This is a genomic window from Bradyrhizobium sp. 190 (assembly GCF_023073415.1).
GTDB lineage: Bacteria > Pseudomonadota > Alphaproteobacteria > Rhizobiales > Xanthobacteraceae > Bradyrhizobium.
In genome coordinates this window covers 22170-46183 of record NZ_JADPJL010000052.1, presented here as the reverse complement: position 1 = coordinate 46183, position 24014 = coordinate 22170, and the positions used below count along the sequence as shown (strand labels likewise).

Sequence of the window (24014 nt, the reverse complement as noted above, 5' to 3'; positions counted from 1 at the left end):
ATCGTGGAGGAGGCGCTTGGGGCCAGCGTTTGTTTTGCTCAGCTATTCGCCGGCGGCCGTCGAGGAGGCGGCACGGACCTGCGGACGTTTCTTAGTCGTCGCCGGCAGCGCACTCACCGAGCGCGGGCTTGCACTCGCGCAGCAGATCGCCGGCATGACCGGCTGCACGGTTATTAGCCAGACCTTTTAGCCGCGGATCGCACGCCGGCGCCGCCGCTTCTCGATCAATCTCATTCCCTACGCAATCGACAAGGCCCTATCGGTCGGTCGCCTATCCGAATAAGCCGAGCATGCTCAAGCTCGAGGGCTGCGATGTCCATCGCATGACCACCCTCGGGCGAGAACTCGGTGGCGGTCCTGGAAGCACTCGGACGCTCATGACACCCCCACGACGTCAACCGCAAAAGCTCGTTGAACTCGTCAAACCTCGACGCTGACCTCGATCACCCGTGCGATCCCCGAGAACACCTTCGTGTCGATGAAGCCATCGCCACCGGGTGCGGCTTCTTCCCGCCGACCGCGGCGGCAGCTCCGCACGATTGACTGCAGAGCATGGGCGGCTCGATCGGCTTCTCGACGCCACTCGCCACCCGGGCCCGCGGTCGCCTGCCGGGATCGCAAGGTGATCTGCATGGTGGGGCGGCGGAGCGCGATGTTCACCATCCAGTCGCTGTGGACCCAGGCTCGCGAGGGGGCTCAACGCGTCACCGTCGTGTTCGCCAAACCGCATCATCAAATCTTGCGCGGCGAGTTCGACGGCGTCGGACCGGGCCGCGTGGTCACAGCGCCGACGAGTTCAACAAGGCACTGGAAGAAGTTAGACTAGTGTGGGAGGCAGGTCTACGCTTTGATTTAGGTGCAGATTAGCACCAACGGCCGGCTCCGAGCGTCCCCAACCACAACAACGTCGAGGCGAGCGCAAGCAACGCAAGTCAGAGTAGCGTGCCGGGATCTGCGTTGCGTACGGGGGGATGCTCGGGCGGCCGCCTGCTTGAAGCAGGAAAATGTAACGCGCCCGCTGCCTGCAGGCTGGCGAGTGTACCGGCGTCAATCTTGGTTGGCCGCTCAACAGTTGCTGGTCGATGAACGCGCAGCGATCGATCGGCACGTCCGTGAGCTTGACCGGTCGGCGGAAGACCTGGCCCCGCTCGACCGCGAGATCGCGCAGGACGCCATGGACGATCCCGCGGTCAATAGATTGATGACAATCACCGGCGTCAATCTGGCGGTCGCCGCCGGGATCGTGGCGGCGATCGCCGACATCAGCCGGTTCAGCAGCCCGCAGAAGCTGGTGAGCTATTTCGGGCTGAACCCGCGGGTGCGGCAGTCGGGACTGGGAGCTGCCCATCACGGCCGCATCAGCAAGATCGGCCGTTCGCACGCGCGCGCCATGCTGGTCGAGGCGGCCTGGGCAGCGGCCAAGGCGCCCGGTCCACTGCATGCGTTTTTCGTCCGCATCCGCGCCCGGCGCGGCCATCAGATCGCCGCGGTGGCCGTGGCTCGCAAGCTCACTGTGCTCTGCTGGCATTTGTTGAAGAAGGGCGAAGATTACCTGTGGGCGCGCCCAGCGCTGGTCGGCAACAAGACCCGCGCGATGCAACTTCAAGCCGGACATCCGCAACAGAAAGGCAACTGGCGTGGACCAGCCTATGCCTACAACATCCAGTCGCTGCGCGACTGCGAGATGTTGATTGCCGCCCAGGCAGAGCAAAGCTACAACGGTTCGTGTCACAATGGAAACCGCGGCGGCCAAAATCCGGGGCGCGGGCGCCTCAGCTCGGCAGGACAACATAGGCAGTCCGGTGACGCTTGCAGCCGATGCGTCACGCTTCGCCACGAGGTCGCCCGCGCCCGACAACCATAATCGCCGCTGACGGCAAGTGCCAGCCAGGAATGCAATCCCGTTCCACGCCGGCATGCCGCCGTGCTCGGGCCGGTCTAGGCCAAGCCTTGCGGTGGCCGCAAACGCGGCCAGCCTTGACCGCCTCTGCGCGCGGCGGCTGAGTGATCGGTGGCCGGGACGAAAGAATGACCCGCAGCGCGACCGAACAAAAGAATGGACTTAGCGTTTCCGCAATCGTCGTCTCGGTCTTGAAGAAATCGCTTGTTCATCTCATCCGTCGAATGCAGGTTGGCGCGGTGCTGAGCCGGGAAGCTCATGTAGGCGAGCACGTCGGCCTTGGTTGATCCATGAAGGCGGCGAGCTTGGGCAGCTTGGGACGGGGCTGGTCGGCGATCTCGCGCCACTGAGCCCTGGCCGCTTCGGCGTCATCCTGACGGCCATCACTGTTAACGCCGATCGCGACGATCACCGCGACCGACACGATGCGGCCGTTCTGACGCACCTTCACATAGGTGGCGCCGATCCACCAATACGGCCAGTCCCCCTCGATCGGGCGGGGCGAGAAAGGCCTCCCTTGTAGTCGATCTCACCGCATGGCCGGCTCACCTGGCCCTTGGAGATCCCGCTCAGATCGTCGGCCGAGCGGGTCGAGACGCCCTGCACGTAGGCCTCCAGGATCACGGCGGTCAGCGCCTTCCCCGCCATCCCGCGCGGCTCCAGGAATTACAGGAAATAGCTTTTGCGCGGAACTGCAGGAACCAGTGCTCCGATGGCAAGGGAGAAGCACAAGCGGCGAAAACCGCGAGGCGAGAGTACCGAAGTGGAGCATTGGGGCGGACCGATTCGCAGTAGTGATGAAGGCCCTGTAGTGGGGCTGGAGCGAAGGGATCGGGTCAGGCGGTCGTATGGTCGAAACAACTGGAAACAGGAAGATGCAGATACATACGACAGACAAGCCGTTCAATGTTACAAAGAAGCAAGTGTACGAGGCTTACAAAGCGGTCAAATCCAATGCGGGCGCGGCCGGAGTGGATGGGCCGACGATCGAGCAGTTCGATTCCGACTTGCGGAACAATCTCTACAAGCTTTGGAATCGGATGAGTTCGGGAAGCTACTTTCCACCACCGGTGCGCGCCGTCTCCATTCCCAAAAAGACTGGAGGCCAGCGGATTTCAGGTGTGCCCACCGTAGCAGATCGCGTGGCCCAGATGGTTGTCAAACAACTCATTGAGCCGGACCTGGACCCAATATTTTTGGCAGAATCCTATGGCTATCGGCCGAGAAAATCGGCGCTCGATGCTATCGGCGTCACGCGTAATCGGTGCTGGAAATATGACTGGGTCCTAGAGTTCGACATCAAAGGTCTGTTCGATTCCGTTGACCACGGATGGTTGATGCGGATGCTGGCGCACAGGATCGCCGAACCCCGGGTGCTCCGCTTGATTAAGCGGTGGCTCGAGGCCGGCGTCCTTGAGAGCGGCCAATGGAGACCGGTGGAGTCGGGCACGCCGCAGGGGTCGGGGGTCAGCCCCATCCTTGCGAATGTCTTTCTTCACTACGTCGTCGATCTCTGGGTTCACCAGTGGAGAAGACGGCGGGCAGCCGGGACGGTGATCGTCTGTAGATGCGCAGCTGATATGGTGTTCGGCTAATCAGTTCGAGGCAGATGGGAAGCAGCTCCTCGTGGATCTCAAAGACAGGCTGCTGCAGTTCGGCCTGTCGCTCCATGAGGGCAAGACCCGGTTGATCGAGTTCGGGCGATTCGCCGCCCACGCACGAACCGCCGCTGGGCAGCGAGGCCCGGAGACCTTCGACTTCCTGGGCTTCACGCACTACTGCGCCAAAACCAGGAAGAACAAGTTCATGGTCAAGAGGAAGACGCAAGCCAAGCGCCTTGCTCGAAAGCTGAAGGCAATCCGAGAAGAGATGAAGCACCGCATGCATGCTCCGCTACGGGAACAGCATCGGTGGTTACGTCAAGTGCTGAACGGTCACTATCAGTACTTCGGAGTGATCTTCAATTATCGATCACTGCGCGTGTTCAAGGCATGCGTCGTCAAGGACTGGCGTAAGGTGCTCGGCAAACGTAGCCAAAAAGGCTGCATGAACTGGGCGAATTACCGCCGGCTCCTGATCGCCTTCCCTCTTCCGGAACCGGTGATTCACCAGGCATGGCGGCGATGATCGACCCGCCTCAGGTCCTTTCTGAAGAGCCCACTGCGGTAACGCCGCACGGTGGGTTCTGTGGGGGCGAAAGCCAGCAATGGCTGAGCTACCCGACAAAGCCGCCCGCCCGGATCTGTGAGGGCAAAGCCGAATGGCCGAGCTACTCGACCACGATCCGCGCGCAAATGGCGACCTCATTTCTCATCGCAAGGCGGCCGTGGCGATCGGCGTTATCGTTGTGTAATCGGATAACCGTGTTCCAAGCCAAGTGCGCGTTTCTCCTCATGTCGGTTCCAGGACCTGAGCATTCGCGATCACACGAGGCTTGCGCGTTGCCGCTGGCCCGCTGCGTGAGCGTACCAGCGATTTTTGTAAATAAGCGCTCTGTCATTCGCATGACATGCACTCCTAAAGCTTTTTGCATCTGCGCGGCGATCCGGCATGCCCCAGCTGCTCGTTAGCGAGCCTCGCTTCGTCGCGTTGGCTGAGCCTTTCAGCTGAGAAGTCGGGATTGGGTGGTGGCGCATTGTCACATCAATTTATTGCCAAAACAGAACGGCCATCACATTGGTTGATGTATCACCGGCCATTGCCTTCCAAGGCGCCGGCGAAATCGAGTGCGGGGCCTATAAGGGATCGCATGGCGTATCCGACTAAGTCGGTTAGCATACATCGCTGTAGATTTGCGCTGCTTGAACAGAGGGGCGATATCTTCTCAAAATAGCGAACACACTTACCGATCGTCATGCGAGACATTTGTATAGCCCAGACGGGCGATTTGGATTCAAGAGCTGGCTGGCAGGGTTAGCTGGCTGCCGCATCCGCCCATCTGATCTGGTAGCTGCCCAAGCGACATAGCCAGTGCTTTATTTGTTTGAACCGAGAGGGGCCGATCGGGCTACCCGTAACATTTGTATAGAACGTCCAGTTCGGCCCGATCTTGTCAAGCCGCCTGTCGTTCTCGCTCGTCGCCCTGCGCATGCTTGGCAGATGGAATAGGAGAATGAAATGCAACAGCAGATTACCCTCTCTGATGCTCCTCGTTCGACCAGACACTTTCGGAATACCGCTTACGTCATCACCGAGAGCAGGGAGTATTTCGATGCAGCCTATGCGGCTGGTCTCATGGGCATCCAGGGACGCTCCACGACCCGGCGCGCCTTTGCTTTGGGTGCCGGCCCGCTTGACAGTCGACCGAAGATAATCGATTTTGTGCGATGCTCCTACCTAGGCCTCGACAATCATCCGGTGATCGTCGCTGGCGCGATCGAGGCGATTGAGGCGAATCGGTCATTGCACTGGTCGTGTGCACGAACGCGGCTCAGTTTCGATCTTCTGGCAGAGCTTGAAGCGACCCTCTCGGAGATGTTTTGCGCGCGAGTGCTCACTTTTTCCTCCGTCATGCTCGCCAATCTAGGCGCCATGCCCCTCCTTGCTTCGGGCCAACTGACGGGCGGAAGGAAACCTGTTGTCGTCTTCGATCGCATTGCGCACATGTCGCTAGCCTATCACAAGCCGGTGATCGCTGATGAAACGCGGGTGGAAACGATTGCGCACAACGACATCGACGCTCTCGAGCGCTTGTGCCGCGAACATCCAGTAGTCGCCTATGTATGTGATGGTGTCTACTCCATGGGAGGAAACTCGCCCATCAAGGAACTGCGCCAGCTCCAGGACCGCTATGGACTCTTTCTCTACATCGACGATGCTCACGGCATATCGCTGTTCGGACGCCAAGGCGAAGGATTTGCTCGCTCTCAGTTTTTGCAAATGCTGGGTGATCGCACGATCATAGCAGCCTCGCTGGCCAAGGGATTCGGCGCATCGGGCGGCATGTTGATGCTCGGAACGGCCGATCAAGAGACTCTGTTTCGTCGCTACTCCATTCCCTACGCGTTTTCGGTGGCCCCCAATCTGGCGGCTGTTGGTGCTGCGCTCGGCTCGTGCAAGATCCACCGCTCGGCGGAACTTGGCGAACGCCAGAGGCGGTTGGCGGAACGGATCAAAATCTTTGACTGTCGTGTCGCAACTGCTGAGCGAGGCAATTCACTTCCGATCAGATTGATCGCCATCGGATCGGAAGCCAAGGCGATTACAATGGCAAGAGGGCTTCTCGATGCCGGTTTCTATACGTCGGTGACATTCTTCCCGACGGTCGCGCGAGGAAGGGCAGGGATTCGGGTATGCATTACGGCCGATCATGAACTCTGCGACATAGAGCGGCTGTGCGATGCCATCTTAGAAGCAGTATCCAACACAACCGAGAAGCCCGATACCGGACCGGCTTTTCCCTGAGGCGGTGTCGACCATTCACCGGAGGAATCATGGAGCTGTCCGGCGGAAGGGACGAGAGCTTGTCAGCTGGGCGCGCCGGCACCAATATTGTTGCACCCGAAACGTATGTTTCTCTAGGTTAGCAAAGATGGCGCGCCACCATCTCGGCCGCGGCCGAAGCGTGGCTGTGCTCGCCAACTGGACGACGCAATGACGATATTTCGTCGTCCGTGAAGAACCTCCCAAGCGATTGAGCGGGAGTCGATTTGAGGGGCGGAGCGAGGTTTGAGATTGCAGGCTTTTTGGGTCTGAGGGCCTGAAAGCTTGCAGTTTCATTTTCAGGATTTTGTCGAATCGCGCGTCGGGATTCCATCGTCACATCGGGGAGGACGATGCGACGGAAGGAACGACGGGACAGCGGACAGGCCGATCTTCTGCGCTCGCGGCTGGACGCGATCATCGACATGAACCATGCGCTGGTGAAGCTGGCGCGGACGATCGACTGGTCATTTCTCGAGGAACGGTTCGGCGCGGTCTACGAGGACAAGCTCGGGCCGGCCGCCGCTGCCGACGCGGCTGATGGCGGGTCTGGCAATCCTCAAGCACACTTACGACCTCTCCGATGAGGTGTTGTGCGAGCGCTGGATTGAGAACCCCTATTACCAGTACTTCTGTGGCGAGGAGTTCTTCCAGCACCGCCTGGTGTTCGACCGCTCCTCGCTGACCCGCTGGCGCCAACGCATGGGCGAGGAGAAGCTGCAAGTGCTGCTGCAGGAGAGCCTCTCGGTCGCCACCAAAACGGGGCGATCAAGCCGTCCGACCTCAACCGCGTCATCGTCGACACCACGGTGCAGCCCAAGAACGTGATGTTCCCGACCGATGCGCGGCTTCTGAACCGGGCGCGCGAGATCCTGGTCCGGCTGGCCAAGCGGCAGGGCCTCGCGTTGCGGCAATCCTATGCGCGGGTGGGCAAGTTCGCCCTGATCAAGCATCAGCGCTATGCCCACGCCAAGCAGTTCAAGCGCGCCAACAGGGCCCTGAAGACGCTCCGAACCTATCTCGGCCGCGTCATCCGCGACATCACCCGCAAGATCGAAGGCCGCACCGACCTGCTCGGTGAGATTGTCCTCGGCCGCATGCTGGCGCTGGCGCGACGGGTGCTCGACCAGAAGCGGCACCAGCGTGGATCGAAGGTCTACTCGTTGCACGCGCCGGAGGTGGAGTGCATTGGCAAGGGCAAGGCCCACCGGCCTTACGAGTTCGGCGTTCGTCGCCACCACGCTGGCGCCGGTCTGCGGCGGTCAGTTCGTCACCCATGTGAAGGCGCTGCCCGGCACCCCCTATGGCGGCCACACGCTCAAAACCGTGCCGGACATGCGGACGCTGATCGGCAACATCATCGAGCGTTTCGTTCGACAAAGGCTATCGTGGCCACAATACCCCACCCCGAATACAAGTTCAGGTTGTTCATCTCAGGCCAGAAGCGGGGGGACGCCCAAGATCAAACGTGAGTTGCGCCGGCGCTCGGCCATCGAGCCGGTCATCGGCCACCTTAAATCCGAACATCGGATGGGCCGGAACTATCTTTGGCACCGCCAGGGCGATGCGGCCAATGCCGTCCTCGCCGCCACCGGCTACAACTTCCGGCGTCTCCTCCGCCTGGCTGGAGCTTTCTTTGCGCCAAATCCTCGCCCAGCTCATCATCCGACCTTCAGCTCGTCCCAAGCTGAAATCCACGTTCTTCACGGACGACTATTTCCTCCTGGTCATGCGCTGCTGTGCCTTACCAGCGCCCGTGGGCTCGCCCATTAGCCGGACACTTTGACAACTATGCTGAAACCAGGAACGCTCAAAGGCGAAAGCGACCGGCGTATCGTTACGGGAGGAGCGCGCGGAATTGGACTTGCGATCGTACGCCGGTTCTTGACCGATGGCTATCAGGTGGCATTTGTGGTGACAAGAGCAGAGCATGTGGAGCGAGCGCTTGAAACCCTTAGTTTTCCGGAAGACCGGCTCTGTGCTGAAAGCATCGACGTAACTCGACCAAATGAGATGGCAAGATTTATCGATCGCGTCCGGACAGGTTGGGGCGAGATTGCGATTTTGATTAGGAATGCCGGAATCTCCCCCAAGCGCGTGAACCAGGATACACCATGGCTTTCGCAGACGTCGCTCGAGGAATGGGCACGGGTCATCGACGTCAATCTCAACGGCTCCTTCATTCTCACACGGCTCTTGGCGCCAGGAATGATTGCGAAGGGCTATGGACGCATCATCAATGTCGGCTCTCTCGCGGGCCGTGCCATTCCGTTGATCGCAGGGCCGCATTATGCCGCGTCGAAGGCAGGACTGATTGGATTAACCCGCGCTGCTGCGCGGGATCTTGTTCGATACAGTACGACGTCAATTGTATCGCTCCTGGGCGGATTCTCAGTGATCTAACGGCCCACCCGAGGCCGCGGTTAACCGCTCCGCTCTTACGCGGATGCCGGTCGGCCGGCTTGGAGCGGCTGAAGAGGGTGGCGCACGTCGCAGCCTTTCTCGCCTCGCCGATGGCGGGCTATATCACCGGTGCCACCATCGATATCACGGGAGGCGAGTTCGCCGCTTAAGCCGGTCCATCTGCGATTGTTTTTTCGCAGAATCACGCCTCGCGCTTCAATGTGACTTAGATCCGACATGCGCAAGCAAAGTGCTGCAAGACCGATGCCTGAAGCAATATCACCCCAAGCTTATCGATTGCCATCGTTCACAGAGGCGTTGGGTGCGCGTCCTGGACTAATACGGAGCAGCTACGGCGGATCCGAGGAAGTGGCTGCAATTACCGCGGGCGCGAAGTCCCCGACTTCGACGCAGTCACATCACGGCCAAATGCGGGCGATCTCGGCGAGAGACAAGAGGCTGAACTTGCAATCGCCGGCGGAGTTGCCGCTGCCTTTCCCTGGCTATGCACATTCCCGCTCGATCGGAAAGATCGCGGCCAATGTAACACGAGGATACGATAAAGCGCGTGACGCGAACGGGTTTGATATGTGCCGTCCTGGTCAGCAATGGAAGCGAAATGCTTCATGCATCTATAGTCATGGGAACTTGGGCTTGAAGATCAGCCGCCGCTGGCCCTCTCTCTCATCTTTGCCGTTCCTGATGCGGCTCACAATGCACCGCCCCATGTGGCCGCTATTCTCACTTGAGGCCTGGACGTGCGAAAAGTACGGGGAAGTGCCCCCCGATCACCCGCGACAAGTGCGCGTGCTGTTTCCGGAACGAACGATGTAGGTTGAGCCGACACCATTCCGTCACGGACCAGCACGCGGGCATAACGGTCATTTGCCGTTATCTGTCGGACGACATTCTTACCCTTCCTCGACCCTGAGCGCAGCTATCGCTTCCATTTGGTAGGCCGCATCGGGTGCAGTATTGGTCTACAATTTGCAACGCCTTAGCTCTTCTACTGTCTCGCTTGCGATCCGTTCGGTCGCAACATTCGCAGCGAAATTTTTAGAGTACGCATACGGCGAAGACCGCCTGATTGACGCATGCGCGCGGGCACGGCGAGCTCTGTGATGGCGTTGCGAGAAGGTCAGGCACCCTGCTGATCGGCGGGCTTGGCGGCTTTGGCGCAGGAGCTTCCATTGCCAGGCGGCAGTTCGTGCAGGTGCGAAGCGGGAAGATCGGCGATACGCGCGAGAACGTCGGCGAGCCAGGCCTTGGGTCGACTTCGTTGAGGCGACAGGTCGTGATCATCGTCAGCATGATGGCGGCACGGTCAGCGCCACGCTGGGTGGCTGGCGACGGTCCAGTTGCGCCTTCCCGAGGCGATCCCTCTCAATGCGCGCTCAGCACAATTGTTGGTCAAGCAAATCCTGCCATCGTCGAGGAAGCGGGCGAAGTCGTCCCAGCGCCTGAGCATGTAGTTGATCGGTTTCAGGACCTCGGAAGAGCGCGAGAGGTTTTCGCGCTCACGCAGCAACCAGACGTGCATGTCCTCGAGAAGCGGCTTGCTCTTTTCCCGGTGTACGGCACGCCGCTCGTCGGCGCCGCGGCGGTTGATGGCGCGCTCGATCTCGAACAACGCATCGAGGCGTCTGACCGTCTCCAGCGCGATCGGAGAGACCGGTTTGCCCTTCTTACCTTCCCGAGCATTTTTCTCGATGTCAGCCAGCTCGAAGAAGCCCCGCCGCGCATGGGCAAAGCAAAACGCCGGCGTAATTGGCAGCACCTTCCTCTGCGGGTCGAACAGCGGCTCGAAGCCGTTGTAGCAATCGGCTTGCAGGATACCGGCGAAGGCGGCCAGATGCTTCTGGGGATGCTCGCCTCGTCGGTCGCTCGAGGCGTAATAGACCGCCGCCGGCGGCGCAGGCCCGGCGAAGGGCCGGTCATCCCACACATAAGTCCAGATCCGCCCGGTTCGTGCACTTGCCCTTCGCTAGGATACGGATGGTAGTGTCATCGCCATGAAGGCGCTCGGCCGCGAGCACATGGCGTTCGATCAAGTGGAAGAGCGGTATGACGGCGAAGGTCACGTGGCCGACCTGGTCGGCCAGCGTCGACAACGGCAGGTCGATCCCCTCGCACTTGAAGCGCGCACTCTGGCGGTTGAGCGGATATGCATGCCGAACTTGTCGAACAGGATCGTCGCCAGCAATTGTGGGCCGATGAAGCCGCGCGGCGTGGCATGGAACGGCGCGGGCGGCTGGCTGATCTTCTCGCAATCGCGGCAGGTGAACTTCTCGCGTACGGTCTCGATCAGCTTGAAGCGGCGCGGGATCTCCTCCAGCGTCTTGGTCACATCCTCACCGATCTTCGCCAGCCGCGATCCACCGCAGCAGGCGCAGGTCGTTGGAGCCTCAATGACGACGCGCTCGCGTTCGATGTCATCCGGCCATGGCTTGCGCACCGGCCGCTTGCGCATGAAGGGGCGGACGTTCTGCGTCTTCGCCGCTGCCGCCTGCGCGGCAAGCTCATCCTCGCTCGCCGTGGTGACGAGTTCTTCAAGCTCCAACTCCAGCTGCTGGAGCAGCCGTGCCGTGCGCTCGGAGCGCTGCCCGTACAGTTCGCGTTTGAGCTTCTCGATCCGCAGCTCGAGATGCGCGATCAGCGCCTCGTTGTCCGACAGCTCCGCCCGCGCACTGGCAGCCACCGCCTCGGCTCGCAGCCGCGCCTCACGCTCGGCCTGCAGCGCCGCCAAGGCACTGACAAGGTCCGATGGAAGATCCTCCGGCTTCGGTATCATGAAGCCATTGACGCAGCAGATTCAAACCGTAAAAGCGGCTATCCGACCCGCGTCGGACGCTGGGTTTCTTGAGGGTTGCGCCAATCGATCCCGGACAACAGATAGCTCAACTGCGCCGGAGAGATCGTTACCGATTCACCGGCACCCGATGGCCAGATAAACCTTCCTCTCTCGAGTCTTTTGGTAAACAGGCATGCTCCCTGGCCATCGTGCCAGATCATCTTCACAAGATCGCTGCGGCGACCGGGGAAGACGAATAGATGACGGCTGAGCGGGTCTTTGCGCAGCACCTCCTGCATTTGGAGTGCCAACGAGGGAAAGCCTCTGCGCATATCCGTGTGCCTGTCGCGAGCCACACTCGCGCGCCTGTCGGAACCGAGATCATCGGCGCACCAGAGCATCGAGAACTCGACGCAGCGCGTCTCCATCAACGTCGCCATCGACCCGGATGCGGTGTCCGCTACCAAGATCAATCTCGATGATCCCTTGGCTCCTCCGGTCGACGCGTCGGAGCCGTCGTCAATGGCGCTTCGGCCATATCCCGCGGCGGCACGGACGGCCCAATCTCGACCGGCACTAACGGCGCTATACTCGTACCAACGTGCTTGCAAAGCTCTTTGCGCCACCTGAACAGCTGGCTCACATGAAGGCCGGCCATGCGAGCCACCTCGGAAACAGTGGCTCCGGGCTCGAGCGATGCTGCAACTAGCCGTTCCTTTTCATCCTACGACCACCGACGCGGCGCTCGACCGATGTGATCATCTCAGCCCACGAAATTGTCATAGCGCTTCTCCTAGAATTATCCCTAGGACCTGCATGCTGTCTGTCGCTAGAGACCCATTATGCTGCACGTGAAATTCGGTTGCTGGCCATGGCGAAGACCGCCGCGACCGCGCTTGAAAAGCTGGCCATATCGGTCTTGAGCATCCGAGGTGACAGCTTGAGGCAGTGAATATCGGAGCAACGGTCGCGCGCATGAATACGCCTCAGTGGTTCCTTTTATAAGCTAGTCATGGGACTGGCTTGATGATTCGTCGGTGCCACGACTCGGTTTGGCGGCGCGACTCTGGATCGTGAGGAATTCGCGGGTGCAAGCCGCTGCGCACAGTGCGGTATTGTTTTGTTTCCAACAAGAACAAACGTTCGTGTTGTTAGATGCGCCGTAACGTCGAGTTCGCAACACTACCCCTGTGAGCGGAGCGCGCGCTATCTAATTGTAAACCCGCTTATTTTTTCATTCCGGTCCGCGTTGGCACGGTCCTTGCTGATGTCTGGCGACGATCTGTCGACGACTGCGCGCGCGTCGACGCGCAGTGCTAGACAGGAACAAACAAAACCGTGGGGTTTCTGCGAACGGCAGGGCCTAATTCGATCGCTTCGGTATTCGGGATTAACATCGACGCCGCGGAGACGACTCTGGATAAGATCTGCGCTAGGTCCAGTGCCTCCCTTTCGTGCCAGCCGCAAAGCGCTGGCCATAGCTCGCTCGTCGCATCTGAGTTTTCGGAGTAATGGAATGGCTAAGAAAATGCAGCCTTCGATCGGAGTATTATCGCATCTGCGGGTCATCGAGATCGGTAGCTCGGCTGCAACCAGCTATTGCGCGAGGCTGTTTGCCGACTTCGGCGCTGATGTTCAGAAGGTTGAGCCACCACTAGGCGATCCACTTCGGCGCAGCGCGCCACTAACCCTCGGTGGCCAGAGCGTGTGGTTCGCATTCTTGAACTTCAACAAGTCAAGCGTCATCATCGATGCCGGCGAGCCCGATGCGATCACACGGCTGACAGCACTGATCGAGAATTGCGACATTTTGGTCGATGGCCGGGATGTTGATTCAGCAGATTGCCCGTCCATTGATATCGATGCAATCCGGCGGCGGCGCTCCGGTTTGATCTACCTCGAAGCGAGCTGGTTCGGTCGCGAGGGAGCCTATGCAGAATTCGCCGCCACCGATTCGACCGTCCGCGCGCTTGCCGGCCTCATCAAGCTGGCTGGACCCGTTGAGGGCGCGCCGTTACACGCACCGGATTTCCAGACGGGTATCTTAGCCGGCTTGTGGGGATTCATTGCCGCGCTTTCTTCGGCAGTTGCGCGAATGCAGGGTGGGGCGGGGCGGTCGTGGTCGCTCAGCATTTTCGAATCGACCCTCGCTCTGAGCGAGTATCTCATGTTAGAGGCGTTTGCGCGCGGCAACGTGATGCACAGGATTGGCATTAATCGCTTCTGGCCGGGCTTTCCGGTCGGCATTTACGAAACAAAAAAAGGTTGGCTCGGGGTTACGACGGTAACGCCGGCACAATGGCGCGCATTCTGCGACATGCTCGGCCTGTCCGAATTGCGGGATGATCCCGCTCTGGTCCTCGGCGAAGATCGTCTGCAGCACGCGGAAGAGATCGAAGGACAGTTCATACCAAAGTTGAAGACGAAGACAGCGGAGGAGTGGTTTGTGGAAGGGTTGAAGCGGAAAATACCGATCGTGCCGGTGCCCGAAATATCCAATCTACTGCAGGACACGGAGAAGAAGGCGCGCGGCGCAATCGTGCCTCTCCTGATTGGCGAAGAAGATATTCTGACGGCTGGTTCGATGCAACGACTGACATTGACGCCGCCGCGCCGGGGCGGAAACGTTTCGGCTCCGGGCGAGCAGCAGGCTTTTGCGAATACTCGAACGCATCTGTCCCTCGCGCCACCGCCGGCATCGGATTGCATGGCCGGCCGGCTCCCATTGCAGGGGGTTCGCGTAGCCGACTTCTCGATGGGCTGGGCGGGCCCGTTGTGTACGCGCACGCTGGCTGATCTCGGCGCGGACGTCATTAAGATCGAGGCCATCCAATATCCGGACTGGTGGCGCGGTGTTGACCGGCGCCCTGCTTACGTGGACAGCCAGACGTACGAAAAGACGGTGCGCTTCTGCGTCATGAATCGCAACAAGCGCGGTATCACACTCGATCTGACGCGGCCGAACGGCCTCGCCCTAGCCAAACGGCTTGTGGCGAAGGCCGATATCGTCGTCAACAATTATTCAGTCGATGTGCTGCCAAAGCTCGGACTGGGTTACGACGTGCTCAGAACGCTCAACCCTCGGCTGATCATGATGTCGATGTCAGCCTTTGGTGCGGACAGCGTCCATCGCGATTGTCGGGCCTACGGCTCGACCCTGGAGCAGGGTTCAGGGTTGCCGAGCGTGATCGGAAACCCCGACGGGCCCCCTGTTATGAGCCACATCGCATTCGGGGATCCCGTCGGCGGGTTGAACGGCTGCGCTGCAGTTCTGGTCGCTCTGATTCACGCCCGCACCACCGGGCAGGGGCAGTTCATTGACCTGGCGCAGATCGAATGCATGATGCCGTTTGCGGCGCCATGGATCGCGCTCCACTCGACAGACGGTATGCCGCCCCCAAAGTACGGCAATCGACATCCCCAGTTCGTGCCGCATGGCTGCTTCCGGTGTGCGGGTGATGACAACTGGATCGTGATCGCGGCGACCGACGAGCACATGTGGGAGAGGCTTGCGCTGCTTATTGGCCGGCCAGACTGGGCGAAGGACGCAACGCTGAAAACTGCGGAAGCTCGTCGTCGTGTACAGGACGTCATCGAGAAAGGGATAGAGGCCTGGACGCTCGCCCTCGATGCGGATCAGGCCATGTCCAAGTTGCAGGCCGCTAAGATTGCGGCCGGCGTGGCCCGCCTGCCAATTGACCTGCTCAACGATCAGCATCTCAGGTCGCGTGGATTTTTGCAGGAAATCGAACGCGCTTTCATCGGCTTGCATCCGCAGCCCTCGCTACCGATTCGCGAAGGTGCAGGGCCCTATGCCATTCGCACAGCGGCGCCGACGCTCGGACAGCATAACGGAGAGATCCTCTCGGGGCTGCTCGGCCTCTCCGACGACGAGATCAATCAGCTGCTGCGGGAGGGCATCATCGGTACGGCGATGCTTTCCGAACGCGAGCTCGCAAAAACAAAGATGCTATCGCCAAACTGACAGATCGGCGCTACCAGCGTGTTTTAGGTACTCCGCAGGCTCGGCAGATTCTCGACCGCTGATCAGAAATTCACGGTGGCTAGGTCCGGTCCGAACTTCCGGAAGGCGGAATAGCGTAGCACAAATCCCCTGTAAAAGCTAATCGCCTCGAATAATAACTAGAGCATTCCCCGACAATCGAAGGAGTTCACAATCAGTTGCGAGAGGATTCAAAGTGCCTGCAAGGCCTGAAGGCGGAGGCGTATCCTAGGCTCTTTTCGCTGGATCTTCGGTTGAGGTTCCTGCTTGCGGTGAAGCCGGGCGCACTGCAGCGAGAGGTGGGCGAGTGGTTTGGAGTGAGCGAGGCGAGTGTGAGCCGACAGCGAACGCTCGAAGGCCAGCAGAGCGATGCGCGCCGGTCCGGCCGCACCGAGGCACACAAGGAGACGATTCTTGCGATGCTGAAGGCAACAACGCTGGATATGGCAATCGAGAGCTACGCCGGAACCTGGCAAAAACGGCATTTCGCGCAAGAAAAAGACCGCGCACGTCAGCGAGCAGGACCGGCCGGATGCCGTGAAGCGGCGGCAGGATTTGCTAAACGGCTCGCACGGGCTGGATAGCGAGCGACTTGTCTTCATCGATGGGAGCTGGGCTTCGAACAAAATGGCCTGCCGCTACCGCCGCTGTCTGCGTGGAGAGCGTCTAGGGGCGGAGAGAGGTTTGAGATTGCAAGCTTTTTGGGTCTGAGGGCCTGAAAGCTTGCAGTTTCATTTTCAGGATTTTGTCGAATCGCGCGTCGGGATTCCATCGTCACATCGGGGAGGACGATGCGACGGAAGGAACGACGGGACAGCGGACAGGCCGATCTTCTGCGCTCGCGGCTGGACGCGATCATCGACATGAACCATGCGCTGGTGAAGCTGGCGCGGACGATCGACTGGTCATTTCTCGAGGAACGGTTCGGCGCGGTCTACGAGGACAAGCTCCGGGCCGGCCGCCGCTGCCGACGCGGCTGATGGCGGGTCTGGCAATCCTCAAGCACACTTACGACCTCTCCGATGAGGTGTTGTGCGAGCGCTGGATTGAGAACCCCTATTACCAGTACTTCTGTGGCGAGGAGTTCTTCCAGCACCGCCTGGTGTTCGACCGCTCCTCGCTGACCCGCTGGCGCCAACGCATGGGCGAGGAGAAGCTGCAAGTGCTGCTGCAGGAGAGCCTCTCGGTCGCCACCAAAACGGGGCGATCAAGCCGTCCGACCTCAACCGCGTCATCGTCGACACCACGGTGCAGCCCAAGAACGTGATGTTCCCGACCGATGCGCGGCTTCTGAACCGGGCGCGCGAGATCCTGGTCCGGCTGGCCAAGCGGCAGGGCCTCGCGTTGCGGCAATCCTATGCGCGGGTGGGCAAGTTCGCCCTGATCAAGCATCAGCGCTATGCCCACGCCAAGCAGTTCAAGCGCGCCAACAGGGCCCTGAAGACGCTCCGAACCTATCTCGGCCGCGTCATCCGCGACATCACCCGCAAGATCGAAGGCCGCACCGACCTGCTCGGTGAGATTGTCCTCGGCCGCATGCTGGCGCTGGCGCGACGGGTGCTCGACCAGAAGCGGCACCAGCGTGGATCGAAGGTCTACTCGTTGCACGCGCCGGAGGTGGAGTGCATTGGCAAGGGCAAGGCCCACCGGCCTTACGAGTTCGGCGTTCGTCGCCACCACGCTGGCGCCGGTCTGCGGCGGTCAGTTCGTCACCCATGTGAAGGCGCTGCCCGGCACCCCCTATGGCGGCCACACGCTCAAAACCGTGCCGGACATGCGGACGCTGATCGGCAACATCATCGAGCGTTTCGTTCGACAAAGGCTATCGTGGCCACAATACCCCACCCCGAATACAAGTTCAGGTTGTTCATCTCAGGCCAGAAGCGGGGGGACGCCCAAGATCAAACGTGAGTTGCGCCGGCGCTCGGCCATCGAGCCGGTCATCGGCCACCTTAAATCCGAACATCGGATGGGCCGGAACTATCTTTGGCACCGCTAGGGCGATGCGGCCAATGCCGTCCTCGCCGCCACCGGCTACAACTTCCGGCGTCTCCTCCGCCTGGCTGGAGCTTTCTTTGCGCCAAATCCTCGCCCAGCTCATCATCCGACCTTCAGCTCGTCCCAAGCTGAAATCCACGTTCTTCACGGACGACTGAAAAATCTCACCAAGCCTTGAGCGGGCTGTATTTTCCTGGCGCGAGGGCCTCCTTTGCGGTTTGAGGGCCTGAAAGCCTGCAATCCCATTTTCAACATTGAACGAAGCCGCCGGCGCGCCATTGAGTCCCATGCCAGCCGCCTTCTCACATCGCGAGTAGGGCACGTCGAATGGACAGACCGGTAGGGTCGGTAACGATGATGCCGACAGCATCTACACGTAGCTTCGATTCTCGCCGTTGCTCGGGCCTGTGCAGTGGGTCGTTCAATCCAGCTTCTCGGAGCTCGCCCACCCGCGGCACGCTCCTGTCCGCGACCTCATAGAACCGTCAAGATTGAACGAACTATTTGGAAATGTTATTATCCAATTTGTTGACGTAGAAAAACAAAAAGGCCGGACCTAATTGTGGCATACAACGTCCTTGACGCGAGAATTGGCGAACGCATTCGAACTCAGCGAAAGCGAATCGGCCTCAGTCAGAAGGAACTCGCGAGTCGGCTGGATATAGTTTTTCAGCAGCTGCAGAAGCACGAGAATGGCACAAGTAGAGTGCCGGCCAGTCGGCTTTACGAAATTGCCCGGGCACTGAACACGCCCATTTCACATTTCTACGAAATTGACAAACGCGAATCGCTGCGACGGTCGCCACTTTCCGATCTGTCTACGACACTCGGCGCGCAAAAGGGGAAGTTGGCAAAACAGGTGCTGGAGCTTGTCACGGCTTTCATGAAGATCAAGGATGAGGATGCTCGAGCGGATATTGTCTCCTTGGTCGCAAAACTATCGAAGTCGAGTCCAAGGCGATAGAACCGCGGCCAGGTTCGGATCCCTGTGGGATAACATGCGTTACGACCTTTCTGCAGCTGCTTCGGCTAGTGCTTTAGCACTCGTTTTAGGTGTTTCTCGGAGGCTCTGCTCGCAACACCAGCAACATGTGCTTCCTTCGCTTCCAGCGCGATGTCGTGCAAGCCATCGATAAACCGCTGATTCACTGACTCCTTCGTTCGCCGGAAAGTGATTTCCGGGAATTCACTGAGAGTCTGCGCTCGCGCGATAGCCACCTCCACGAGATTGCTCGTATCAGCCACCTCATGAATCAATTTGTGGCCTGCCGCCCACGAAATTGGCACGGCCTCGCACCCATAAATGACATCAGATGTTGCTGCTCGACCCACGAGACTCTCCAGCATATAGCTGCCGACTATACAAGCTATTCCGTGCTTCAATTCCCACATAAGCAGCTTGGTTCCCGGCGATCCGACGCGCCAATCGCAACATAGCGCGAGCTGAAAGCCGAGGCCTATTGCGTATCCGCCGACCGCCGCAACCGTCGGCTTAGTGACTTTGAGTATCGTAGAATAGAAATCAATCACCCTTTCGATATACGCCTCCACCGCCGCCCGTCCGGAAAACTGGGCCACCTCTTTAAAATCACCACCGGCGCAAAAAGATCGATCATTCCCCCCTGTCAATACTAAAGCCCGTATAGCTGGGTTGTCGTCTGTCTCTTGGCATATGGAGCGAATGGCGTTCTCGAGTTCCAGACTCATCGGATTATGAGCGTTGGCGTGGTTGAACCGCGCCAGCAGAACCGCGCCTCGAGCTTCCGTTTCTAGAATTGCCATGGTTTCTCCAATCAGTCGCTTGCATCTGCGAGGATGCGGTACCTCACCGCATTGAAACTCAGAAGTCGGGATCACATTAATACATCTAACGAGAGAACGTATCAATACAATAATACACCTAATGTGAGAGTGCCATCGCGCTCCCGTGCGCTGCTTAATCCGGCGCATCCGCAGCTACTCGATTGGCAAGAGGTCGTGCCGAATAAGGTTCGCGAAGTACATGTCTGCTCCCGTCCTAAGAATTAGGCTGGCGCCGACCTGTTTCCGTCCGCTGAAAGGTAAGAGGCGTCCGCTGACACCAAGTTCGCGAGCGAATTAGCACGTGAAGTGCCGACGGGCGAGCTGGTTGTCGTGGGGCGGCTCGGCGAAAATCGCCTGAGACCATCCAAATTGGGTGCTGAGTCTATATGGTTTACTCAACACAGTAGCGCAAAGCGACGAATGCTGATCCCCAATGGTTTGGGGGAGCGGTCATGCGCTACAACTTGATGGATTTGCAGTGCATCCCCATTTCAACCTGTTCTCTCGAAGGGACATCAGGCACGGACGCGCAAGGAAGACCGGCGGTGAACGGCACCTCTGGGGTGCTGCACACGGGAGCGTTCTTGCGGGACCTGCCTGAGCGCTGCCGTCTCTATACAACAGCTTACAACCACTTCAATCGCGTGAACCGGGCGACTGGACCCGATGGATGAACGCCCCGACACAAGTCATCAGAGCAGGCTACAGATGAGTAGGCAGCCCTATCGTGCGCGTCCACCAACACACCTCTAGCGCCAAAAAGAGTGACATCGGCTCTGTGGCGCGAAGCCGCGGCGGGCTGTCGATGAAAATCCACTCGCGCACGGATCGCTAAAGCACAGATGGAGAGAGCCGGTCCCGCTTGTCTGAACAGAATCTCCGCGTCGATAAGTGGAGCGTCTGCCGGGGTTAGGCCGCCAAGCGGAATGGCGGTTGGGTGAAGTAGGCTTGATCCGGGGTTATGTCGTCAAGACTCGAATGAGGACGCCTGCCGTTGTAAAAGTCGAGATACCGGCCGATCGAATGTCGTGCCTCGCCAACGGTTTCGTAGGCCCGCAGATAGACCTCCTCGTATTTGACGCTGCGCCACAGCCGCTCGACGAACACGTTGTCCCGCCATGCTCCTTTGCCATCCATGCTGATGGCGATGCCGTTGCTGGCGAGCGCGCCGGTGAAGGCCGCGCCGGTGAACTGAGAGCCCTGGTCGGTATTGAAGATTTCGGGCTTGCCGTGACGAGCGAGGGCGTCCTCCAGCGTCTCGACGCAGAACGCCGCCTCCATCGTGATCGACAGCCGCCACGACAGAACCCGGCGGGTCGCCCAGTCGAGGACGACAGCGAGATACACGAAGCCGCGTGCCATCGGGATGTAGGTGATGTCCATGGCCCAAACCTGGTTCGGGCGCGTGATCTCCATGCCGCGCAGCAGATACGGATAGATCTTGTGGCCCGGTTCGGGCTTGGTGGTGCGCGGACGGCGATAGAGCGCCTCTATCCCCATCCGCCGCATCAGCGTCTTCACATGCCGGCGGCCGATCTTGCATCCCTGCAAAGCCAGCAGGCCTCGCAACATCCGCGAACCGGCGAAGGGAAACTCCAGGTGCAGCCGATCCGATGCCGCATGATCGCGAGGTCGGCGGACGACACCGGGCGCGGCAGATAATAAACGCTGCCGCGGCTGATCTTCAAAACTTCCGTCTGCCTGGTGATCGACAGATCGTGTCCACGGTCGATCATCGCTTTGCGCTCAGCAATCCCGCCTTGGTGAGCGCTCCTTCTAAAAAATCGTTCTCCAGCGTCAGCTCTCCGATCTTGGCATGCAGCGACTTCACATCGACTGCAGGCGCGGCCGGCGGCCCGCCTCCGGGTCCGAAAATCTCGGAAGCATTGCCCTCAAGCTGCGATTTCCACGCCGTAATCTGATTGGGGTGGACATCAAAGTGCTCGGCCAGTTGGGCTATCGTCCGGTCGCCCTTGTTGGCTGCCCGCGCCACCTTCGCCTTGAAGGCCGGTGAGTGATTCCGGCGTGCTCGTCTGCTCATAGTCTCTCCTGATTCGCGGGCCAATCTTGCCCGCCGTCAGGCAGAAACTCCACTTATCGCCTTGTTCAGATTTCCGGAACCGGCTCTGAGGCACAGATGGTGATCACCAACAAACCCTACGACGGAACTGCCTCAGATCGCAGCTCAACGCGCGCAGGCTATTCAAAACTTTCCGAACATGATCGACGCAAGAGCGGGCGAAAGATATCTATCGCGAGCGCAACCACTTGCAACGCTCTTCACAAGTTAAGCGGTTACCGATCGCCACCAATACAAAAAGCTCGGCGCGAGCATACTGGCATTCCTCCAACTCGCCGCCGCGAATCTCGCTGCGCCTACTCAGTGGGCGCCCTAGTTCTAGTTAGAGAGCCAAAGTTTTATCTAGTCCTGAGTTCGCCCCGGCTGGTGGGTTTGCCCTGACGCGCGGTGGTAGCGACGGGAGCTGGCGCGGAGCCCTAGGCATAGCGCAGCGCCAGATCCCGGCGCGGGTGGCAGGTCAACGCGAACTCGGACGGGGCTCTCCATCCTAGCTGCGAGTGTAGTCGTATATCATTGGAATTGGCCTGCCAGCATCCGAGGGCAATGCGAGCCTGAGCCACGCAGCTAGGAAACTGGCTGGCGATCACGGCCGAGACAAACTCGCGGCACGAATGCTTCCTGGCTGCGCCGCACCTGCTTGGATAAGAACCGCCATGTTTCCAGGCTGGTGCTGGTTCTTCCACATTTTCCTGTGAGCGCGCGGAATTTCGGCCCACGTGAAGACTTCGGACAAGCAGGGATCTATGCGCCGTTCAACAACAAGCCGGTTCGCTTCCCGCACTTGATATGGATTCGCGAAGTGGCTACCCTGAATTCTTTTCTGTCGCATCCAGATGAAGCGAGCATCCATCGTAAGGTAGTAACCTGAGGTCCCACCACAGAAGACGACCATTCCGCCGCGTTTCGCGACATAGCAGCTCACTGGAAATGTCATTTCTCCAGGGTGCTCGAAGACAATATCGACGTCGTTGCCCTTTCCTGTGATCTCCCAAATGGCCTTTCCGAAGCGGCGCACCTCCTTCATGTATTCGCTGTATATAGCGGTTTCCTGGATCTCGGGAAGTCGACGCCAACAGTCGAACTCTCTCCGATTTATCACGCCCTTGGCCCCCAATGACATTACGTAATCACGCTTCGACTCATCGGAAACGATGCCAATCGCGTTGGCACCCGTCACGGTTACGAGTTGGACTGCCATCGAGCCAAGCCCGCCAGCCGCACCCCACACCAAAACGTTTTGGCCTGGTCGGATTTCGTGTGGGCGGTGACCAAGCAACATCCTGTATGCTGTGGCCAGCGTGCCCGCATAGCATGCGCTCTCCTCCCAAGTTAGGTGCGTTGGCCGGGGTAATAACTGACGCGATTGAACGCGTGCGAATTGCGCAAGGGATCCGTCTGGAGTTTCATAACCCCAGATCCTCTGAGAAGGTGAGAACATGGGATCGCCGCCATTGCACTCGACATCATCGCCGTCGTCCTGATGGCAATGGAGAACCACCTCGTCGCCCACCTTCCATTTCTTAACGCGATCACCGACCGCCCAAACAATTCCCGCAGCATCGGAGCCTGCGATGTGATGGGAGTGCCCGTGCAGGTCGAGCGGCGAAATTGGCTGCCCGAGGGACGCCCAAACACCATTATAGCCTACCCCTGCCGCCATAATCATAACCAAGGCGTCCTCTTGTCCTAGGACGGGCGTGTCGACTACCTCCAGTCGCATTGCATTTTCTGGATCCCCATGCCGCTCCCGGCGTATCACCCAAGCGTACATATGCTTCGGTGCATGACCCAATGGCGGAATTTCCCCTATTTCATAAAGATCCTTCTCGATCGGCCGATCATAGCTTGCCACTAACCTATCATAGTCACCTTGTTGATTGATTCCGCTCATGTGTACCTCCTGTCAAATGTTAACAAGCGCAACGAAGCCGGTTCATCACGCTCGGCTCTCCGCAACGGACGTCAGGCGATCGCCTGCGGCCGCTATATGATCAGTTGGACGAGGCCACTTGGCCGCAGGACTTTTGCAGTCAGCTGCGGAGATCGCCGTCCGGCGTCTCAAGCTCCGCAAGTCACAAGAGCCGCGAAGCGCCTTGCCTAGAGCATGGCTTCTTGTCCGTGCGGCTACTGTGCTACGAGTGTCCATTGGTCTTCCAAATCCTACCGCATCGGCCAGAGGCCGAAGCAAGCTGATTTCGGGCTTGAAGCGATCGGGCGACACGTGCAATCAGGCGCACGATATCTTCTCGCCTAGAGCTTTCCGTATCTACGGTCCCCGCGCATAGGCATACAGGTGCTTCTTCGGGTGTCTCGATCCAGAACATCCTTCCTCCGATTATTGCCGAGGCAGCGCGGCCCTGAGCGGCCCAAGAGGCTCCGCGCGGTCGCGTCCTGCTAATTAAGCGCTGCGGGCCCATTCTTGATCGCGAATTGCTCTTTGACCGATCAATCCCGTCCATTGGTGAAGAGCAAAGATACATCTAACGAGAGAATTATCAACGAATCAAGACATCTAAAATGAGAAGTTCATCGTTGTCTTGGCTCGAAAAGATCGATAAGCCTAGAAGGCATTCGAGAAGAGCCGCCGCGACCAGAAACACGTGATTAGACCAGC

At 59.5% G+C, this 24014-nt stretch carries 13 protein-coding genes and 7 pseudogenes; 12 read left to right on the top strand and 8 right to left on the bottom strand.

What is annotated here, in order from left to right; all coding sequences use genetic code 11:
* The first annotated feature begins 16 nt into the window (after window positions 1-16).
* The 3 genes from IVB22_RS42030 to IVB22_RS26935 all read left to right on the top strand — a co-directional run bounded on the left by IVB22_RS42030 (window position 17) and on the right by IVB22_RS26935 (window position 1864).
* Complete coding sequence (locus IVB22_RS42030) at window positions 17-190, top strand: hypothetical protein (protein WP_374207680.1); 174 nt, start codon at window positions 17-19, stop codon at window positions 188-190.
* 441 nt (window positions 191-631) lie between these two features.
* Window positions 632-826 (top strand): hypothetical protein, encoded by a 195-nt coding sequence (locus IVB22_RS42025; RefSeq protein WP_374207679.1) that lies wholly within the window; start codon window positions 632-634, stop codon window positions 824-826.
* 165 nt (window positions 827-991) lie between these two features.
* Window positions 992-1864, top strand: coding sequence for a transposase (locus tag IVB22_RS26935; RefSeq protein WP_247520270.1), 873 nt, complete (start codon window positions 992-994; stop codon window positions 1862-1864).
* Between the two features lie 239 nt (window positions 1865-2103).
* Here the strand turns inward: IVB22_RS26935 and IVB22_RS26930 are convergent.
* A pseudogene (locus IVB22_RS26930) lies at window positions 2104-2566 on the bottom strand (transposase); the annotation flags it as partial.
* A gap of 182 nt (window positions 2567-2748) precedes the next feature.
* Between IVB22_RS26930 and IVB22_RS26925 the strand changes: the two are divergent.
* From IVB22_RS26925 to IVB22_RS26905, 5 genes and pseudogenes are all read left to right on the top strand, one after another.
* On the top strand, window positions 2749-3495 hold the full coding sequence (locus tag IVB22_RS26925; protein WP_247520269.1) for a reverse transcriptase domain-containing protein: 747 nt from the start codon (window positions 2749-2751) through the stop codon (window positions 3493-3495).
* Window positions 3496-3526: 31 nt separating this feature from the next.
* Entirely contained in the window at window positions 3527-4027 is a 501-nt protein-coding gene (locus tag IVB22_RS26920) for a maturase (protein WP_247520268.1), read from the top strand.
* Between the two features lie 990 nt (window positions 4028-5017).
* Window positions 5018-6304 (top strand): aminotransferase class I/II-fold pyridoxal phosphate-dependent enzyme, encoded by a 1287-nt coding sequence (locus IVB22_RS26915; protein ID WP_247520267.1) that lies wholly within the window; start codon window positions 5018-5020, stop codon window positions 6302-6304.
* Between the two features lie 371 nt (window positions 6305-6675).
* A pseudogene (locus IVB22_RS26910) lies at window positions 6676-8000 on the top strand (IS5 family transposase); the annotation flags it as partial.
* Between the two features lie 113 nt (window positions 8001-8113).
* Entirely contained in the window at window positions 8114-8725 is a 612-nt protein-coding gene (locus tag IVB22_RS26905; RefSeq protein WP_253075346.1) for an SDR family NAD(P)-dependent oxidoreductase, read from the top strand.
* Between the two features lie 1181 nt (window positions 8726-9906).
* Here the strand turns inward: IVB22_RS26905 and IVB22_RS26900 are convergent.
* The 3 genes and pseudogenes from IVB22_RS26900 to IVB22_RS42020 all read right to left on the bottom strand — a co-directional run.
* Window positions 9907-11516 (bottom strand): annotated as a pseudogene (locus tag IVB22_RS26900) (IS66 family transposase); the annotation flags it as partial.
* A 38-nt stretch (window positions 11517-11554) separates the two neighbouring features.
* A complete protein-coding gene (gene tnpB, locus IVB22_RS26895) occupies window positions 11555-11983 on the bottom strand; it encodes an IS66 family insertion sequence element accessory protein TnpB (RefSeq protein WP_374207678.1) in 429 nt (142 codons plus the stop codon).
* A gap of 2 nt (window positions 11984-11985) precedes the next feature.
* Window positions 11986-12222, bottom strand: a pseudogene (locus tag IVB22_RS42020) (transposase); the annotation flags it as partial.
* A gap of 810 nt (window positions 12223-13032) precedes the next feature.
* Here IVB22_RS42020 and IVB22_RS26890 point away from each other — a divergent pair.
* From IVB22_RS26890 to IVB22_RS26875, 4 genes and pseudogenes are all read left to right on the top strand, one after another.
* Entirely contained in the window at window positions 13033-15501 is a 2469-nt protein-coding gene (locus tag IVB22_RS26890) for a CoA transferase (RefSeq protein WP_247520266.1), read from the top strand.
* A 272-nt stretch (window positions 15502-15773) separates the two neighbouring features.
* A complete protein-coding gene (locus tag IVB22_RS26885; RefSeq protein ID WP_247520265.1) occupies window positions 15774-16103 on the top strand; it encodes a hypothetical protein in 330 nt (109 codons plus the stop codon).
* A gap of 207 nt (window positions 16104-16310) precedes the next feature.
* A pseudogene (locus tag IVB22_RS26880) lies at window positions 16311-17675 on the top strand (IS5 family transposase).
* Window positions 17676-18079: 404 nt separating this feature from the next.
* Complete coding sequence (locus IVB22_RS26875) at window positions 18080-18481, top strand: helix-turn-helix domain-containing protein (protein ID WP_247520264.1); 402 nt, start codon at window positions 18080-18082, stop codon at window positions 18479-18481.
* 65 nt (window positions 18482-18546) lie between these two features.
* Here the strand turns inward: IVB22_RS26875 and IVB22_RS26870 are convergent, their stop codons facing one another.
* The 4 genes and pseudogenes from IVB22_RS26870 to ccrA all read right to left on the bottom strand — a co-directional run bounded on the left by IVB22_RS26870 (window position 18547) and on the right by ccrA (window position 23291).
* A complete protein-coding gene (locus tag IVB22_RS26870; protein WP_247520263.1) occupies window positions 18547-19299 on the bottom strand; it encodes an enoyl-CoA hydratase/isomerase family protein in 753 nt (250 codons plus the stop codon).
* 930 nt (window positions 19300-20229) lie between these two features.
* A pseudogene (locus tag IVB22_RS26860) lies at window positions 20230-21361 on the bottom strand (IS3 family transposase).
* A gap of 377 nt (window positions 21362-21738) precedes the next feature.
* Window positions 21739-21960, bottom strand: a pseudogene (locus tag IVB22_RS42015) (IS3 family transposase); the annotation flags it as partial.
* Between the two features lie 23 nt (window positions 21961-21983).
* Window positions 21984-23291, bottom strand: coding sequence for a crotonyl-CoA carboxylase/reductase (gene ccrA / locus IVB22_RS26850; RefSeq protein WP_247520262.1), 1308 nt, complete (start codon window positions 23289-23291; stop codon window positions 21984-21986).
* Between the last annotated feature and the right edge of the window lie 723 nt (window positions 23292-24014).